The following is a 16043-nucleotide window of genomic DNA, read 5'->3' as shown; positions in this document are numbered from 1 at the left end:
TGCCCGACACTGCGGGCAGCAGACGTGGGGAGCGCACGGCGTGACCAGGTTCGACACCATCGAGCGCGCTGTCGCCGACATCGCCGCCGGCAAGGCCGTCGTCGTCGTCGACGACGAGGACCGCGAGAACGAGGGCGATCTCATCTTCGCCGCAGAGAAGGCCACACCCGAGCTGGTGGCCTTCATGGTGCGGTACACCTCGGGATACCTCTGCGTTCCGCTGTCGGGCGAGGACTGCGATCGCCTCGGACTGCCTCCCATGTACTCCACGAACCAGGACAAGCACGGCACCGCGTACACCGTGACCGTCGACGCTCGCGTCGGTATCGGTACGGGCATCTCGGCATCGGACCGCGCGGCGACCATGCGTCTGCTCGCGGACCCCGACACCGGTGCGAACGACTTCACCCGTCCCGGTCACGTCGTCCCGTTGCGGGCGAAGGAAGGCGGCGTGCTGCGCCGCCCCGGCCACACCGAGGCCGCGGTCGACCTCGCCCGGATGGCGGATCTGCGCCCGGCCGGCGTCATCTGCGAGATCGTGTCGCAGAAGGACGAGGGCGAGATGGCCCGCACGGACGAGCTCCGTGTCTTCGCCGACGACCACGACCTCGCGCTCATCTCCATCGCCGACCTGATCGCGTGGCGACGCAAGCACGAGAAGCACGTGGTGCGCATCGCCGAAGCGCGCATCCCGACGGCGCACGGCGAGTTCCGTGCGGTGGGCTACCAGAGCGTCTACGAGGACGTCGAACACGTGGCGCTGGTGCGCGGCGACATCGCCGGGCCCGACGGCGACGGCAGCGACGTGCTGGTCCGCGTCCACTCCGAGTGTCTGACCGGGGACGTGTTCGGCTCGCTGCGCTGCGACTGCGGTCCGCAGCTGGACGCGGCGCTCGACATGGTGGCGCAGGAGGGTCGCGGAGTGGTGCTCTACATGCGCGGTCACGAGGGCCGTGGCATCGGCCTGCTGCACAAGTTGCAGGCCTACCAGCTGCAGGACGCCGGCACCGACACCGTCGACGCCAACCTCGCGCTCGGCCTGCCCGCCGACGCGCGGGACTACGGCATCGGAGCGCAGATCCTCGTCGACCTGGGCATCTCGTCGATGCGTCTGCTGACCAACAACCCGGCGAAGCGGGTCGGCCTCGACGGCTACGGCCTGCACATCACCGAGCGGGTGCCGATGCCGCTGCGTGCCAACGCCGAGAACCTCACCTACCTGCGTACCAAGCGTGACCGGATGGGCCACGACCTCGTCGGGCTGGACGATTTCGAGACGCCAGTGGTCACCCCCGATGCGGGCGGCCTCTGATGAGCGGCGAGGGCGAACCGGTACTGCAGCTCTCGGGCGCCGAGGACCTCGAGGTCGCGATCGTCGCGGGCCAGTGGCACGAGAAGGTCAGCACGGCACTCGTGGACGGCGCACTCCGCAAGGCCGACGAGGTGGGACTACGGAACGTGACTCTCGTGCGTGTCGCCGGAGCCATCGAGATCCCCGTGGTCGCACAGCAGCTCGCCCGCACCCACGACGCGGTGGTCGCTCTGGGCGTCGTGATCCGGGGCGGGACACCGCACTTCGAGTACGTGTGCGACGCCGTGACCGCCGGGCTGACCCGAGTGTCGCTGGACGAGTCCACCCCGGTCACCAACGGAGTACTCACCGTGAACGACGAGCAGCAGGCACTCGATCGCGCAGGTCTTCCCGGGTCCAAGGAGGACAAGGGTGCGCAGGCCGTCGCGGCGGCCGTCGACACGGCGCTGACGCTGAAGGGCCTGCGTCACGGGAGTCCGTCGTGACCGACACAGCGAGTCAGCAGTGGGAACTCGAGGCGCGGCCGCGCAAGAGCGCGAAGTACGCCGTCGGTGTCGCCGCTCTCCTCGTCATCGTGCACACCACCCTGGGGATTCTGCTGCGGACCGGCAACACCGGCGTGTTCTTCCAGCGCGTGGACCAGTTCGCCATGATCGCCATCGGGTGTGGCATGGCGGCGGGCGTGCTGTTGCTGACTCGTCCGCGGATCAAGGTCGGTGCGCAGGGCGTGCTGGTGCGCAACCTCGTCACCGAGAAACTGATTCCGTGGGACCTCGTGCGCGGCTTGTCCTTCTCGCCCGGATCGAGCTGGGCTCGTGTGGAACTGCCGGACGACGAGTACGTGCCGGTCATGGCGATCCAGTCCAACGATCGCGAGTACGCGGTGCACGCCGCGCGTACGTTCCGGTCTCTCGAGCAGAAGTACGCCGCAGCGAGCTGACCGAGGTCACTCGATCCCGTCTCCCATGACGACACCCTCGCGTCGGGGATCGGCACCGCCGATCCAGCCGTCGGCCGTTCGGACCAGGGCGCTCGAGCCGCTGGACTGATCGGCCACCGACACCTGGTGGCCCATCGCCCGCAGAGCCGACACCAGCGGATCCGCGGCACCGTCGTTCTGCGCGTCGATGTTCGGATGCTCGCCGCCCACGTTCGTCGTCGGCGAGTTGGCCGCACCCACGTTGACGGCGGACACGGCCTGCTGCGGATCGAGACCCCAGTCGAGCATGCCGACGAGGTTCTTCACGACGAATTGGATGATCACCGAGCCGCCGGGAGATCCGGTCACCAGCCGCACGTCACCCCGCGCACCGTCGTCCCCGCGGTCGAACACGATCGTCGGCGCCATGGAACTGCGGGGACGCTTGCCGGGCTCCACGCGGTTGGCCACGGGTACCCCGTCGGGCCCCTCGGGTGCGGCCGAGAAGTCGGTCAGCTGGTTGTTGAGGAGGAAGCCCTCCGTCATGTGGAAGGAGCCGAACGCCGACTCCACCGTGGTGGTCATCGACGCGACGTTCCCCGCGCTGTCCACGATGCTGAGGTGACTGGTCCCTGCCTCCGGTCCGGCGTAGCTGCTCAGGGGTATCGGACCGAAGTCGCCCGGTTGAGCCGTGCCTATGCTGCGGGCGGGATCGATCATGCGGGCGCGCTGCTCGAGGTAGTCCGGATCGAGCAACTCGGCGGGGCTGCCACCGGGCAGGGGGATGTAGTCGGGATCGGCGACGTACTTGTCGCGGTCGGCGTACGCGAGGCGCTCCGCCTCGGCGATGAGATGGACGCCCTCCGCGTCGGGGACTCCACCGTCGGCATCGGGGGAGGCGGGTGCGTACTGCCCCATGTCGAAGTGGGACAGGATGCCCATCGTGGACGCGACCGCGATACCGCCCGACGACGGGCCCGGCATGCCGCACACGTCCGTGTCGCGGTACGGCACGCACACCGCGTCCCGCTCCTTCGCCTCGTATCCGGCGAGGTCGTCGAGTGTCAGCCGGCCGGGGGTGCGCCCGCCCGTCGTGTCCGCCGTCGCGTCGACGATGGACTGCGCCAGCGCACCGGTGTAGAACGCGTCGGCACCCTCGGTGGCGATCGCGCCGAGCGTCTTGGCCATCGCGGGGTTCGTCAGCGTCGTCCCCGCTGCCTTCGGGCTGCCGTCCGGCTCGAGGAAGTAGTCGCGAGAGGCCGGATCGAGTGCCAGTTCCGGCGCCGAGTCCGCGATGGACGACGCCATCCGAGGACTGATCTCGAAGCCGTCGTCGGACAGCGCGATGGCCGGATCGAACAGTGACCGCCACTCCTTGCTCCCGTGATCGCGGTGGACGTCGTCCAGCATGCGCACGACGCCGGGAACGCCGATCGCGCGGCCGCTCGATCGGGCATCGGGCTTCGGCACGGACAGATCGGCGGGCGCACCGGGGGCAGCCGTGTCGTCCACGAAGCGCAGATAATTCGCGGTGGCAGAGGCGGGAGCCGTCTCACGGCCGTCGTAGGCACGCAGAGTCCTCGACTCGGCGTCGTAGTAGAGGAGGAAGGCGCCGCCGCCGATACCGGAGCTCTGCGGCTCGACCAGTCCGAGCACCGTCTGCGCCGCGACCAGCGCGTCGGCCGCGGTCCCGCCGTCGCGCAGCACCTCGCACGCCGCCTCCGTCGACACCGGGTTGGCGGTCGACACTGCGTACGTGGCGGTGCGCACCGCGGTCATTCCGGTGCGGTAGCCGGTGGCGACCTCCGGCGCTCCGTCCGGTCCCGTGCCCGCGTCCGCGGTGACGGGGGTGCCGCCTCCGCCCGCGACGCACGAGGGGGTCGAGCCGGAAGCGTCGTCACCGCTGCCCGAGGAGCAGGACACGGCGGTGAGGGCGACGACGGCCGCGAGGGCGAGAGGACGAGTCAGTGATCGGCGGGAAGTCACCGATCCATGACACCGCGTCCTCGCGTGGTTCGCAGCCCGAACGGCGGATTTCGACTGTCGGTCACGACGACTACCGTGGAGCTGTGTCCGACCCCGCTACGTACCGCCCGGCCACCGGAACCATTCCGGTCGAGCCAGGGGTCTACAAATTTCGTGATCCGCACGGCCGCGTCATCTACGTCGGCAAGGCGAAGAGCCTGCGCAGCCGTCTCAATTCCTACTTCGCCGACATCGCCGGCCTGCATCCTCGCACGCGTCAGATGGTCACCACGGCTGCCAGCGTCGAATGGACCGTCGTCACCACCGAGGTGGAGGCGCTCCAACTCGAGTACAACTGGATCAAGGAGTTCGATCCCCGATTCAACGTCCGGTACCGGGACGACAAGAGCTACCCGATGCTCGCGGTCACGCTCAACGAGGAGTACCCGCGGTTGTTCGTCTACCGCGGGCCCCGGCGCAAGGGTGTGCGTTACTTCGGCCCGTACGCGCACGCGTGGGCGATTCGCGAGACGTTGGACCTGCTGTTGCGGGTGTTCCCGGCGCGGACGTGCTCCGCTGGAGTGTTCAAGCGGCACAACCAGATCGGTCGGCCCTGTCTGCTCGGGTACATCGACAAGTGCTCGGCGCCGTGCGTCGGACGCGTGTCGGCGGCCGAACACCGTGCGACCGTCGAGAACTTCTGCGACTTCCTGTCCGGCAAGACCGACAAACTCGTCCGCGAGCTCGAGAACCGGATGCAGAAGGCGTCGGAGGACCTGGACTTCGAGACGGCGGCCCGGCTGCGTGACGATGTGGGGGCACTGCGGCGCGCACTCGAGAAGCAGGCCGTGGTGCTCGGCGACGGCACCGACGCGGACCTCGTCGCCTTCGCGAGCGACGACCTCGAAGCGGCGGTCCAGGTGTTCCACGTCCGCGGCGGTCGCGTGCGCGGCCAGCGCGGGTGGGTCGTGGAGAAGGCGGGCGAGGTGATCGACGCCGCGGTCGCGGCCGAGGCGACGTCCGCCGGGGCCGACGACCGTGCCGAGGCGCAGGACGCTCCGGTGGACGCGGAGGCGGCGTCCGATCTGCCGGCTCTCGTCGAGCAGTTCCTCACCCAGTTCTACGGCGAGCAGGCCTCGCTCTCGTCGTCCACCGAGGACGCCGCTGCCAACGCCGTACCCCGCGAGGTGCTCGTTCCGGTGCTGCCGCCGAACGCCGACGAGGTGCAGGCGTGGCTCAGTTCGCTGCGCGGGTCCGCGGTGCAGCTACGGGTGCCTCGTCGCGGCGACAAGAAGGAGCTCGCCAAGACGGTGTATCGCAACGCCGTCGAAGCGCTCCAGCAGCACAAGATGAAGCGTGCGGGCGACTTCACGTCGCGCTCCGCAGCGTTGCAGGGCATCCAGGAAGCGCTCGACCTCGACAGTGCACCGTTGCGCATCGAGTGCATCGACATCTCGCACGTCCAGGGCACCGACGTGGTCGCGTCGCTGGTGGTGTTCGAGGACGGGTTGCCGCGCAAGAGCGACTACCGCCACTACTCCATCAAGGAGGCTGCGGGAGACGGTCACTCGGACGACGTCGCGAGCATCGCCGAGGTCACACGGCGACGGTTCCTGCGTCACGGCAAGGACTCCGGCGGCGATCTGGCTCCCGAGGCCTCCCTCGACCCGCAGACGGGTCGGCCCCGTCGCTTCGCCTATCCGCCGAACCTCTTCGTCGTCGACGGCGGCGCACCGCAGGTGGCCGCGGCGGCCGAGGTGCTCGACGAGCTGGGTGTCACCGACGTCGCGGTGGTGGGTCTCGCGAAACGGCTCGAGGAGGTGTGGGTGCCGGGGGAGAGCGACCCCGTGATCCTGCCGCGCACCAGCGAGTCGCTGTACCTCCTCCAGCGGGTTCGCGACGAGGCGCACCGCTTCGCCATCACGTTCCACCGCAGCAAGCGGTCCAAGCGCATGACGGCGTCCGCGCTGGACTCGGTGCGCGGGCTCGGTGAGGCGCGTCGCACGGCGTTGGTGACGCACTTCGGCTCGGTGGCCAAGCTCAAGCAGGCCGAGGTGTCCGAGATCGTGAAGGTGCCGGGTATCGGCGAGACGACGGCACGCGCCGTCCTCGAGGCACTGGGAGTTCCACAGGACCAGGACGCGTCGGCTGCCGCGGCCGCGTCGGAACCGACCGCGGTCCCCGACAACGAAGCGGACAGCGCCCCGGTACGACATGATGAACGCACCGACGGCAGCGACCGTGACGAGCTGCCGGCACCGTCCGGTGAGCCGCTGTCGGTGGCCGCGCATCGAGGAACAGGACACCGGGACGAGTGAACGTGCAGCGAGAGCAGGTGGGTGACCCCGTTCGACCGCACTCCGACATCGACGTCGCTCTGGTCACAGGGCTGTCCGGTGCCGGGCTCGGCACGGCGGCCAAGGTCCTCGAGGACCTGGGCTGGTACGTCGCCGACAACATGCCGCCCGAGCTGATCACTCGCATGATCGAGATCGGTCGCACCTCGGACCCCGGCATCGAGCGGCTCGCCCTGGTGGTCGACGTGCGCAGCCGATTGTTCAACGGCGACGTCGGCACCCTGCTCGCCGACCTGGCAGCGGACGGGGTGCGCCCGCGCGTGCTGTTCCTGGACGCGTCCGACGACGTGCTGATCCGGCGATTCGAATCGGTGCGCCGCAGCCACCCGCTGCAGAACTACGGTGTGGACGGCACACTCACGGAAGGCATCTCGGACGAGCGGGCCCGGTTGGCCACCGTCAAGGAGGCCGCGGACATCGTCATCGACACGAGCTCGCTCTCCGTGCACGGTCTGCGCGATCGTGTCGCCGCGGCGTTCGGCGACGACGTGGTGGGCACCGTGGCCGTCACCGTCGAGTCCTTCGGCTTCAAGTACGGGGTACCGCTCGACGCGGACGTGCTGTGTGACATGCGTTTCCTCCCGAACCCGCACTGGATCCCCGAGCTGCGCCCGCTCACGGGCAAGGACGCCGGCGTGCGGGACTACGTGCTGGGGCAGCCGGACGCGGAGGAGTACCTCGAGCTGTATCACCGCCTGCTGACGATGACGCTCGCCGGCTACCGGCGCGAGGGCAAGCGGTACATGACCGTCGCCGTCGGTTGCACCGGCGGCAAGCATCGCAGCGTCGCCATGACCGAGGCGCTCGCCGAACGGCTGCGTGCCGATGCCGACACCAGTGTCCGCGTCGTGCACCGCGACCTGGGTCGAGAGTGAGCGCGGACGGCGGACGCGGCGACGACGACGCTCCGCACATCGTCGCGCTCGGCGGCGGACACGGCCTCTACGCGACCCTGTCCGCCGTACGGTCGCTCTCGACGCGGGTGACGGCGGTGGTCACCGTGGCCGACGACGGCGGGTCGTCCGGCCGATTACGCGCGGAGCTCGGCATGATCCCGCCCGGCGATCTGCGCATGGCGCTCGCGGCGCTGGCCGCGGAGACGCCGCAGGGCAGACTCTGGGCCGACATCCTGCAGCACCGCTTCGGCGGCAGCGGTGCGCTCGCCGGACACTCCGTGGGCAATCTTCTGCTCGCCGGACTGTCCGAGGTGCTCGGCGACCCGGTCGCCGCACTCGACGAGGCCGCGCGGCTGCTCGGTGTCGACGGGCGGGTGCTGCCGATGTCGCCCATCGCCCTGGACATCGAGGCGGACGTGTCGGGACTCGAGTCCGACCCGCGCGTGAGCCGCGTCATCCGTGGGCAGGTCGCCGTCGCCACCACCCCCGGCAAGGTGCGGCGCGTCCGACTGCGCCCGTCGGATCCGCCGGCCACCGAGCAGGCCGTCACCGCTGTGGGCGCCGCCGATCTGGTCGTCCTCGGACCCGGGTCCTGGTTCTCCAGCGTGTTGCCGCACGTCCTCGTGCCCGAGCTCGCCTCGGCGCTGCGCGCCACCGAGGCCCGCAAGGTGCTGGTGCTCAATCTCGGGCCGGAGCCGGGGGAGACCACGGGATTCTCGGCGGAGCGTCATCTCCACGTACTGTCCCAACACGCGCCGGGTTTTCGTGTGCATCACGTGGTGGTCGACTCGACGTCGGTGCCGCCGGGGTCCGAGCGTGATCACCTCGCGCGGGCCGCCGCGGTGTTCGGCGCCGACGTGATCCACGCCGACGTCGCGGGGGCGACACCACACGCACACGACCCGAGCAAGCTCGCGGCCGTGTTCGCCGCTGTTCTCGAGGGCGCCGACCGGGCCGACCTCGACAGCAGCACCGACAGCAGGAAGGGATCGACGTCGTGGCCATGACAGCCGATGTCAAGGACGAACTGAGCCGCCTCACCATCACGGCGGTCAGCTGCCGCAAGGCGGAGGTCGCCGCGTTGCTGCGCTTCGCCGGGGGGCTGCACATCGTGGCCGGTCGCGTCGTCGTCGAGGCGGAGGTGGACCAGCTGTCCATCGCCCGGCGGCTCAAGCGCGAGGTGTTCGATCTGTTCGGCTACAACGCGGACTTGCACTCCATCGGCGCGGGCGGGCTGCGCAAGTCGACCCGCTACATCGTCCGGGTGGCCAAGGACGGCGAGGCCCTGGCGCGCCAGACCGGGCTCCTCGACATGCGTGGTCGGCCGGTGCGCGGACTTCCCGCCCAGGTGGTGGGCGGCACCGTCGCCGATTCTGAGGCGGCGTGGCGCGGTGCGTTCCTCGCGCACGGCTCGCTCACCGAACCCGGTCGATCGTCGGCGCTCGAGGTCAGCTGCCCCGGACCCGAGGCAGCACTCGCGCTGGTCGGCGCCGCCCGCCGGCTCGGTGTGGCGGCCAAGGCGCGAGAGGTGCGCGGCGCCGATCGCGTGGTCGTACGCGACGGCGAGGCCATCGGTGTCCTCCTCACGAGGATGGGCGCCCAGGACACTCGACTGACGTGGGAGGAGCGCCGGATGCGCCGCGAGGTGCGGGCCACGGCGAATCGTCTCGCGAACTTCGACGACGCCAACCTGCGCCGCTCCGCGCGGGCGGCCGTCGCGGCCGCGGCGCGGGTCGAGAGGGCGCTGGCGATTCTCGGCGAGGACGTCCCGGACCATCTCGCCGCGGCGGGTCACCTGCGCGTGCAGCACCGCCAGGCGTCGCTCGAGGAGCTCGGGCAGCTCGCCGATCCGCCCATGACGAAGGACGCGGTGGCGGGCCGGATCCGCCGACTGCTGTCCATGGCCGACCGCAAGGCGAAGGACTCGGGCATCCCGGACACGGAGTCGGCCGTCACGGCCGACCTGCTCGACGAGGCATGAGCGCGGGTGCCTGACCGAGAACTGCACCACCCCGAACCATTAGGGTGATCACAGGTCACGGAGCGGCTCGGTCGCCCGTGACGGACACGTCCGCACCATCACGTGCGGTGGAGGAAACCGATGCACGACCCGTGCATCGACGAGGAACACGAGTTTCAACACAAAGGAGCGAACAGTGACGGTTCGGGTTGGCGTGAACGGCTTCGGTCGTATCGGACGTAACTTCTTCCGGGCGGTCGATGCGCAGAAGGCGCTCGGCACCACCGACATCGAGATCGTTGCGGTGAACGACCTCACCGACAACGCAACTCTCGCTCACCTGCTCAAGTACGACTCCATCCTCGGCCGCCTCCCGCACGACGTCTCGCTCGAGGGCGACGACACCATCGTCGTCGGCGACCGCAAGATCAAGGCTCTCTCACTGCGCGAGGGTCCCTCCGCCCTGCCGTGGGGAGACCTGGGCGTCGACGTCGTCGTCGAGTCCACCGGCATCTTCACCGACGCGTCGAAGGCTCAGGGCCACATCGACGCCGGTGCCAAGAAGGTCATCATCTCCGCGCCGGCCAAGGGCGAGGACATCACCATCGTCATGGGCGTCAACGACGACAAGTACGACGGCAGCCAGAACATCATTTCGAACGCCTCGTGCACCACCAACTGCCTCGGCCCCATCGCCAAGGTGCTCGACGACGAGTTCGGCATCGTCAAGGGCCTCATGACCACGATCCACGCCTACACGCAGGATCAGAACCTGCAGGACGGTCCGCACTCGGACCTGCGTCGCGCCCGCGCCGCCGCGCTCAACGTCGTGCCCACGGGCACCGGCGCCGCGAAGGCCATCGGCCTGGTGCTCCCGCAGCTGCTCGGCAAGCTCGACGGCTACGCGCTGCGCGTCCCGATCCCCACGGGCTCGGTCACCGACCTCACCGCCCAGGTGCGCAAGACCGCCTCGGTCGAGGAGATCAACGCGGCCATGAAGGCTGCGGCCGAGGGCCCGCTGAAGGGCATCCTGAAGTACACCGACGCACCGATCGTCTCCTCCGACATCGTCACCGACCCGGCGTCGTCGATCTTCGACTCGGGTCTGACCAAGGTCATCGAGGACCAGGTCAAGATTGTCTCCTGGTACGACAACGAGTGGGGCTACTCCAACCGTCTCGTCGACCTCATCGGACTCGTCGGAAAGTCGCTCTGACCCGATGGCCGTCAAGACACTGCAGGATCTCATCGACGAGGGCGTCGACGGACGCGGCGTGCTCGTCCGTGCCGATTTCAACGTTCCGCTCGACGACGGGCAGATCACGGACGCCGGCCGTATCGAGGCGTCGCTCCCGACGCTGAAGACGCTGCTCGAGGCGGGTGCCAAGCTCATCGTGACCGCGCACCTCGGCCGGCCGGAGGGCAAGCCGGACGCCGCGTTCTCGTTGGCTCCGGTCGCGGCGAAGCTCGGCGAACTGCTGGGACGCCACGTCCAGCTCGCCGGTGACGTCGTCGGTCAGGACGCCGAGGCTCGCGCCGAGGGTCTGACCGACGGAGACGTTCTCCTGCTCGAGAACATCCGCTTCGATCCGCGCGAGACCAGCAAGGACGACGCCGAGCGGCTGGCGCTGGCGAAGGAACTGGCCACGCTGGCCGGCGACGACGCCGCGTTCGTGTCCGACGGTTTCGGTGTCGTGCATCGCAAGCAGGCGTCGGTCTACGACGTCGCGACACTGCTCCCGCACTACGCGGGCACGCTGGTCGCGACCGAGGTCGACGTCCTGACGAAGCTGACCGAGACCCCCGAGCGTCCCTACGCCGTGGTGCTCGGCGGCTCCAAGGTGTCCGACAAGATCGGTGTCATCGAGGCGCTGGCGCCGAAGGTCGACACGCTGGTCATCGGCGGCGGCATGGCTTTCACCTTCCTTGCGGCGCAAGGGTATTCCGTGGGCACGTCGCTGCTGCAGGAAGATCGCATCGAGACGTGCAAGGACCTGCTCGAGCGTTTCGGTGACGTCATCCACCTTCCGACGGACGTCGTCGTCGCCGACAGCTTCTCCGCCGACGCGGAGTCGAAGACGGTGAAGGCGTCGGAGATCCCCGACGGCTGGATGGGTCTGGACGTGGGGCCCGACTCGGTGGACCGGTTCGAGGCGGTGCTGAGCAACGCCAAGACCATCTTCTGGAACGGTCCCGCCGGAGTCTTCGAGTTCGAGAAGTTCTCGAAGGGCACCGAAGGTATCGCTCGGGCGATCATCGCGGCGACCACGAAGGGCGCGTTCAGTGTCGTGGGCGGTGGCGACTCCGCCGCGGCCGTGCGCACGCTGGGTCTCCCGGACGCCGGTTTCTCGCACATCTCCACCGGTGGCGGTGCCTCCCTCGAGTACCTCGAGGGCAAGCAGCTCCCCGGCCTGTCGGTACTGGAGGGCTGAACCATGACATCTCCACGAGCTTCGCTCGACCGTAAGGCCAGGACCCCGTTCATCGCCGGTAACTGGAAGATGAATCTGAACCACCTCGAGGCCATCGCCCTGGTGCAGAAGATCGCCTTCTCGTTGCCCGCGAAGTACTTCGAGAAGGTCGACGTCGCGGTGATCCCGCCGTTCACCGACATCCGCAGTGTCCAGACGTTGATCGAGGGCGACAAGCTCCTGCTCACGTTCGGCGCGCAGGATCTCTCGCCCCACGACTCCGGCGCGTACACCGGCGACATCAGCGGTGCCTTCCTGGCCAAGCTGGGCTGCACGTACGTCGTGGTCGGGCACTCGGAGCGTCGCGCCGGACACGGCGAGACCGACGAGACGGTGCTCGCCAAGACCAAGGCCGCGCTGAAGCACGGACTCGTGCCGATCGTCTGCATCGGTGAGGGTCTCGAGGTGCGGGAGGCCGGCGAGCACGTGGCGTTCAACGTCGAGCAGCTCCGCGGGTCCCTCGCGGGTCTGAGTGCCGAGGAGATCGGGAAGATCGTCGTCGCCTACGAGCCGGTGTGGGCCATCGGTACCGGCCGCGTGGCCAGTGCCGCGGACGCGCAGGAAGTCTGCGGAGCCATCCGTCAGGAGCTGGCGTCGCTCGCCGACGTCGACACCGCGGCGGCGGTCCGTGTGCTGTACGGCGGATCGGTCAGCTCGAAGAACGTGGGCGAGATCGTCGGCCAGACCGACGTCGACGGTGCACTGGTGGGCGGAGCGTCGCTGAAGGCGGACGAGTTCGCCACCCTGTGTGCCATCGCCGCCGGGGGACCGCTTCCCTGACCCACCGCGCATCACCGATCGAAGGGCACGTCGCACACGCGACGTGCCCTTCGTCGTTCGGCGGCGCGCGGCCTGTAACATTGGCCATCATGCGCACGTTCCTGGACATCCTGCTGGTGGTCACCAGCATCGGCCTGCTCGTCTTCGTCCTGCTGCACCGCGGCAAGGGCGGCGGCCTGTCGAGCCTGTTCGGTGGTGGCGTGCAGTCGTCTCTGTCCGGGTCCAGCGTCGTCGAGAAGAACCTCGACCGTGTCACCGTCTTCACCGGTGTCGTGTGGCTCATCTGCATCCTGGGTATCGGCCTGGAGATCAAATTCGCCTGATCGGGTGACGTGACCCCTGCCGTGAGCCCCGCGCTGCGGTCCGGGGGTGCGCCGACGATACTGTCCTCATGACAGTCGTGGATCCAGGTCTGCCCGCCACCGAACCTCTGCGAGAGGACATTCGGCTCCTCGGTGGAATACTCGGTTCCGTCGTCCGGGACCACGAGGGCGAGGAGATCTTCGACCTCGTCGAGCAGGCCCGAGTGGAGTCGTTCCGCGTGCGGCGGTCGGAGATCGATCGCGGCGAACTCGCCCGGCTCTTCGACGGCATCGACATCACGCGTGCCATCCCGGTGATCCGGGCGTTCAGTCACTTCTCGCTTCTCGCCAACCTGGCGGAGGACATTCACCGCGAGCGCCGCCGCGCCGTGCACGTGCGTGCCGGGGAGCCGCCCCAGGACAGCAGTCTCGCCTCCACCTACAGCAAGCTCGATGCGGCGCGCCTCGACGCCGCCACGGTGGAGGACCTGCTCCGTGACGCCCTGGTGTCGCCCGTCATCACCGCGCATCCCACCGAGACGCGTCGCCGCACCGTGTCGGAGATCCAGAGCCGCATCACCGATCTGATGCGCTTCCGTGAGCGCACGGAACTGGACGACACGGAGATCGCGGAGACCGACGCGAAGATCGAGCGGCAGATCCTCGCCCTGTGGCAGACGGCACTGATCCGATTGTCCCGCTTGCGGATCCAGGACGAGATCGAGGTGGGACTGCGCTACTACGACATGTCGCTCTTCGACGTGATCCCGCGCATCAACACCGAACTCCGTGCGGCGCTGCGCAGCCGCTGGCCGGATGCCGACCTGCTAACGAGGCCGATGCTGCGTCCCGGATCGTGGATCGGCGGCGACCGGGACGGCAACCCCTTCGTCACCGGGGAGATCGTGCACCGCGCGACCAACCGTGCCGCGCAGGTCGCGTTCACCCGGTATCTCGCGGATCTCGTCGGTCTCGAGCACGAGCTGTCCATGTCGGCTCGGTTGATCGACGTGGACGCGGACCTGCAGGCCCTGGCCGATGCGTCGAAGGACGAGTCGGCGTTCCGTGCGGACGAGCCCTTCCGCCGAGCTGTGCGCGGTATCCGCGGGCGACTGTCGGCGACGGCACGCCGCATGCTGGACGTGGTTCCGGACAACACCCTCGACTCGCCGGAACTCGAGCCGTACGGCGCCCCGCAGGAGATGCTCGACGATCTGGACCTGTTGGACCGCTCGTTGCGGCGCACGGCCAACGGCGTCATCGCCGACGACCGACTCGCGACGCTCCGGCAGGCGCTCGAGACCTTCGGGTTCCACCTGTCCGGGCTCGACATGCGGCAGAACTCCGAGATCCACGAACAGGTCGTGGCGGAGTTGCTGGCCTGGGCGGGCGTCCACGCGGACTACGCGTCACTGTCCGAGGACGAGCGCGTCGAGATCCTCGCCGCCGAGCTCGAGACGCGGCGACCCCTCATCGGGCCCCGCGCGGAGTTCAGCGAGCAGACGGCCAAGGAACTGGCGATCGTCGAGTCCGCCGCGGACGCCGTGCGCACGTTCGGCGGCGGCGCGGTGCCGAACTACATCATCAGCATGTGCACCTCGGTCAGCGACATGCTCGAGGCCGCGGTGCTGCTCAAGGAGGCGGGCATCCTCGATCCCGGCGACGCCGAGACGGGTCCGTCCTCGCCCGTCGGTGTGGTGCCGCTGTTCGAGACGATCGACGATCTCCAGCAGGGCGCGGCGACCCTCACCGCGACGTTGTCCATCCCCGTCTACCGCGCGCTGGTGACGTCCCGCGGGGACAACCAGGAAGTGATGCTGGGGTACTCCGACTCCAACAAGGACGGCGGGTACCTGGCCGCGAACTGGGCGCTCTACCGTGCCGAACTCGACCTCGTCGAGGCTGCACGCGCCGCGGGGATCCGGCTACGACTGTTCCACGGCCGCGGTGGCACCGTGGGCCGCGGCGGTGGCCCGAGCTACGACGCCATCCTCGCTCAGCCCACCGGTGCGGTCACCGGCTCGCTGCGGATCACCGAGCAGGGCGAGGTGATCGCGGCGAAGTACGCGGAACCCCGCCTGGCGCGCCGCAACCTCGAGACGCTGTTGGCGGCGACCATCGAGAGCACGTTGCTCGACGTCGAGGGGCTCGGGGACGACGCCGAGCCGGCCTACGCGCTGCTCGACGATCTGGCGGCACGCGCCCAGGCCGCGTACGGGGCACTGGTCCACGAGACGCCGGGCTTCGTCGAGTACTTCCGGATGTCCACACCGGTCGCCGAGATCGGGGAGCTCAACATCGGCAGCCGGCCGGCGTCGCGGAAGCCCACCAACTCGGTGTACGACCTGCGGGCGATCCCGTGGGTGATGTCGTGGAGTCAGTCGCGGGTGATGTTGCCCGGCTGGTACGGAGTGGGTACCGCGTTCGAGGACTGGGTCGGCGGCGACGCGGACAAGCTGGCCACGTTGACCGATCTGTACCGGCGGTGGCCGTTCTTCCGGACGGTGCTGTCCAACATGGCGCAGGTCATGGCCAAGTCGGATCTGGGGCTCGCCGCCCGGTACTCCGAACTGGTGCCGGACGAGCAGCTCCGCAAGACCGTGTTCGACATGATCTCGACCGAGCATGCCAAGACCGTGTCGATGTACCTGAAGATCACCGGGCACGACGGGCTGCTCGACGACAACCCGGCGCTGGCGCGGTCGGTGTTCAACCGCTTCCCGTACCTCGAGCCGCTGAACCACCTGCAGGTGGAACTACTCGCACAGCTGCGGGCGGGAGACGACCGCGAGCAGGTCAAGCGCGGCATCCTGCTGACCATGAACGGGCTCGCGACCGCGTTGCGCAACAGCGGATAGAGGGAACCGCGAGGACCCTCCCGGCGTCGAACAGAACAGACCCATTCGACGCCGGGAGGATCTCCGTCATGACTCCGCAGAACGAACACCGTTGCACCGCAACCGCATCCGCGTGGCGCAGGGGAGTGCCCCGGCGTCGACCAGAGGCCTCGACACCCGTCCGACCGAAGGACGATCAGCCCGGACGGCCGCCGGCCTGACCGTCGCTCAGAGGCGGGACGCC

General features: G+C 69.2%; 13 protein-coding genes. 12 read left to right on the top strand and 1 reads right to left on the bottom strand.

Annotation, left to right across the window (positions count from 1 at the left end; all coding sequences use genetic code 11):
- The first annotated feature begins 40 nt into the window (after nucleotides 1–40).
- Genes OG947_RS01175 through OG947_RS01165 form a run of 3 tightly spaced genes read left to right on the top strand, consistent with a single transcriptional unit; the run spans nucleotide 41 to nucleotide 2252 of the window.
- Complete coding sequence (locus OG947_RS01175; protein WP_051613220.1) at nucleotides 41–1312, top strand: bifunctional 3,4-dihydroxy-2-butanone-4-phosphate synthase/GTP cyclohydrolase II; 1272 nt, start codon at nucleotides 41–43, stop codon at nucleotides 1310–1312.
- Nucleotides 1312–1797 (top strand): 6,7-dimethyl-8-ribityllumazine synthase, encoded by a 486-nt coding sequence (ribH, locus tag OG947_RS01170; protein ID WP_027505272.1) that lies wholly within the window; start codon nucleotides 1312–1314, stop codon nucleotides 1795–1797. Before OG947_RS01175 ends, ribH begins: the two co-directional genes overlap by 1 nt.
- On the top strand, nucleotides 1794–2252 hold the full coding sequence (locus OG947_RS01165) for a PH domain-containing protein (protein ID WP_027505273.1): 459 nt from the start codon (nucleotides 1794–1796) through the stop codon (nucleotides 2250–2252). Before ribH ends, OG947_RS01165 begins: the two co-directional genes overlap by 4 nt.
- A gap of 6 nt (nucleotides 2253–2258) precedes the next feature.
- Here the strand turns inward: OG947_RS01165 and OG947_RS01160 are convergent, their stop codons facing one another.
- Nucleotides 2259–4217 (bottom strand): gamma-glutamyltransferase family protein, encoded by a 1959-nt coding sequence (locus tag OG947_RS01160; RefSeq protein ID WP_328812943.1) that lies wholly within the window; start codon nucleotides 4215–4217, stop codon nucleotides 2259–2261.
- 83 nt (nucleotides 4218–4300) lie between these two features.
- Here OG947_RS01160 and uvrC point away from each other — a divergent pair, with 83 nt between their 5' ends.
- The 9 genes from uvrC (at nucleotide 4301) to ppc (ending at nucleotide 15820) form a co-directional block, all read left to right on the top strand.
- A complete protein-coding gene (uvrC, locus tag OG947_RS01155; protein ID WP_307108844.1) occupies nucleotides 4301–6514 on the top strand; it encodes an excinuclease ABC subunit UvrC in 2214 nt (737 codons plus the stop codon).
- Nucleotides 6511–7428 (top strand): RNase adapter RapZ, encoded by a 918-nt coding sequence (gene rapZ, locus OG947_RS01150; protein WP_051613222.1) that lies wholly within the window; start codon nucleotides 6511–6513, stop codon nucleotides 7426–7428. The genes uvrC and rapZ overlap by 4 nt, the downstream gene beginning before the upstream one ends.
- Nucleotides 7425–8456, top strand: coding sequence for a gluconeogenesis factor YvcK family protein (locus OG947_RS01145; protein WP_328812942.1), 1032 nt, complete (start codon nucleotides 7425–7427; stop codon nucleotides 8454–8456). The genes rapZ and OG947_RS01145 overlap by 4 nt, the downstream gene beginning before the upstream one ends.
- Nucleotides 8453–9430 carry a DNA-binding protein WhiA gene (whiA, locus tag OG947_RS01140; RefSeq protein ID WP_328813938.1) on the top strand — a complete coding sequence of 326 codons (978 nt, stop codon included), beginning with the start codon at nucleotides 8453–8455 and terminating at the stop codon, nucleotides 9428–9430. The genes OG947_RS01145 and whiA overlap by 4 nt, the downstream gene beginning before the upstream one ends.
- A gap of 175 nt (nucleotides 9431–9605) precedes the next feature.
- Nucleotides 9606–10625, top strand: a complete 1020-nt coding sequence (gene gap, locus OG947_RS01135; protein ID WP_027505278.1) for a type I glyceraldehyde-3-phosphate dehydrogenase — start codon at nucleotides 9606–9608, stop codon at nucleotides 10623–10625.
- A gap of 4 nt (nucleotides 10626–10629) precedes the next feature.
- Complete coding sequence (locus tag OG947_RS01130; protein ID WP_222637594.1) at nucleotides 10630–11841, top strand: phosphoglycerate kinase; 1212 nt, start codon at nucleotides 10630–10632, stop codon at nucleotides 11839–11841.
- Nucleotides 11842–11844: 3 nt separating this feature from the next.
- The gene (tpiA, locus tag OG947_RS01125) at nucleotides 11845–12660 is read left to right on the top strand and encodes a triose-phosphate isomerase (RefSeq protein ID WP_307092926.1); all 816 of its coding nucleotides are present in this window, start codon (nucleotides 11845–11847) and stop codon (nucleotides 12658–12660) included.
- Between the two features lie 89 nt (nucleotides 12661–12749).
- Nucleotides 12750–12983 carry a preprotein translocase subunit SecG gene (gene secG, locus OG947_RS01120; RefSeq protein ID WP_027505281.1) on the top strand — a complete coding sequence of 78 codons (234 nt, stop codon included), beginning with the start codon at nucleotides 12750–12752 and terminating at the stop codon, nucleotides 12981–12983.
- Between the two features lie 68 nt (nucleotides 12984–13051).
- Nucleotides 13052–15820, top strand: a complete 2769-nt coding sequence (ppc, locus tag OG947_RS01115) for a phosphoenolpyruvate carboxylase (protein WP_328812941.1) — start codon at nucleotides 13052–13054, stop codon at nucleotides 15818–15820.
- Nucleotides 15821–16043: the final 223 nt, after the last annotated feature.

Origin of the sequence: Rhodococcus sp. NBC_00297, assembly GCF_036173065.1 — a bacterium.
Lineage (GTDB): Bacteria > Actinomycetota > Actinomycetes > Mycobacteriales > Mycobacteriaceae > Rhodococcoides.
Note: the sequence above shows the minus strand (reverse complement) of the source record. Positions and strands in the feature narration are given on the sequence as shown.

Excerpts from the sequence above, each read along its gene's own strand:
- ribH (WP_027505272.1), top strand. The coding sequence starts at position 1,312 with ATGAGCGGCGAGGGCGAACCGGTACTGCAGCTCTCGGGCGCCGAGGAC.
- whiA (WP_328813938.1), top strand. The coding sequence starts at position 8,453 with ATGACAGCCGATGTCAAGGACGAACTGAGCCGCCTCACCATCACGGCG.
- OG947_RS01130 (WP_222637594.1), top strand. The coding sequence starts at position 10,630 with ATGGCCGTCAAGACACTGCAGGATCTCATCGACGAGGGCGTCGACGGA.
- tpiA (WP_307092926.1), top strand. The coding sequence starts at position 11,845 with ATGACATCTCCACGAGCTTCGCTCGACCGTAAGGCCAGGACCCCGTTC.
- secG (WP_027505281.1), top strand. The coding sequence starts at position 12,750 with ATGCGCACGTTCCTGGACATCCTGCTGGTGGTCACCAGCATCGGCCTG.
- ppc (WP_328812941.1), top strand. The coding sequence starts at position 13,052 with ATGACAGTCGTGGATCCAGGTCTGCCCGCCACCGAACCTCTGCGAGAG.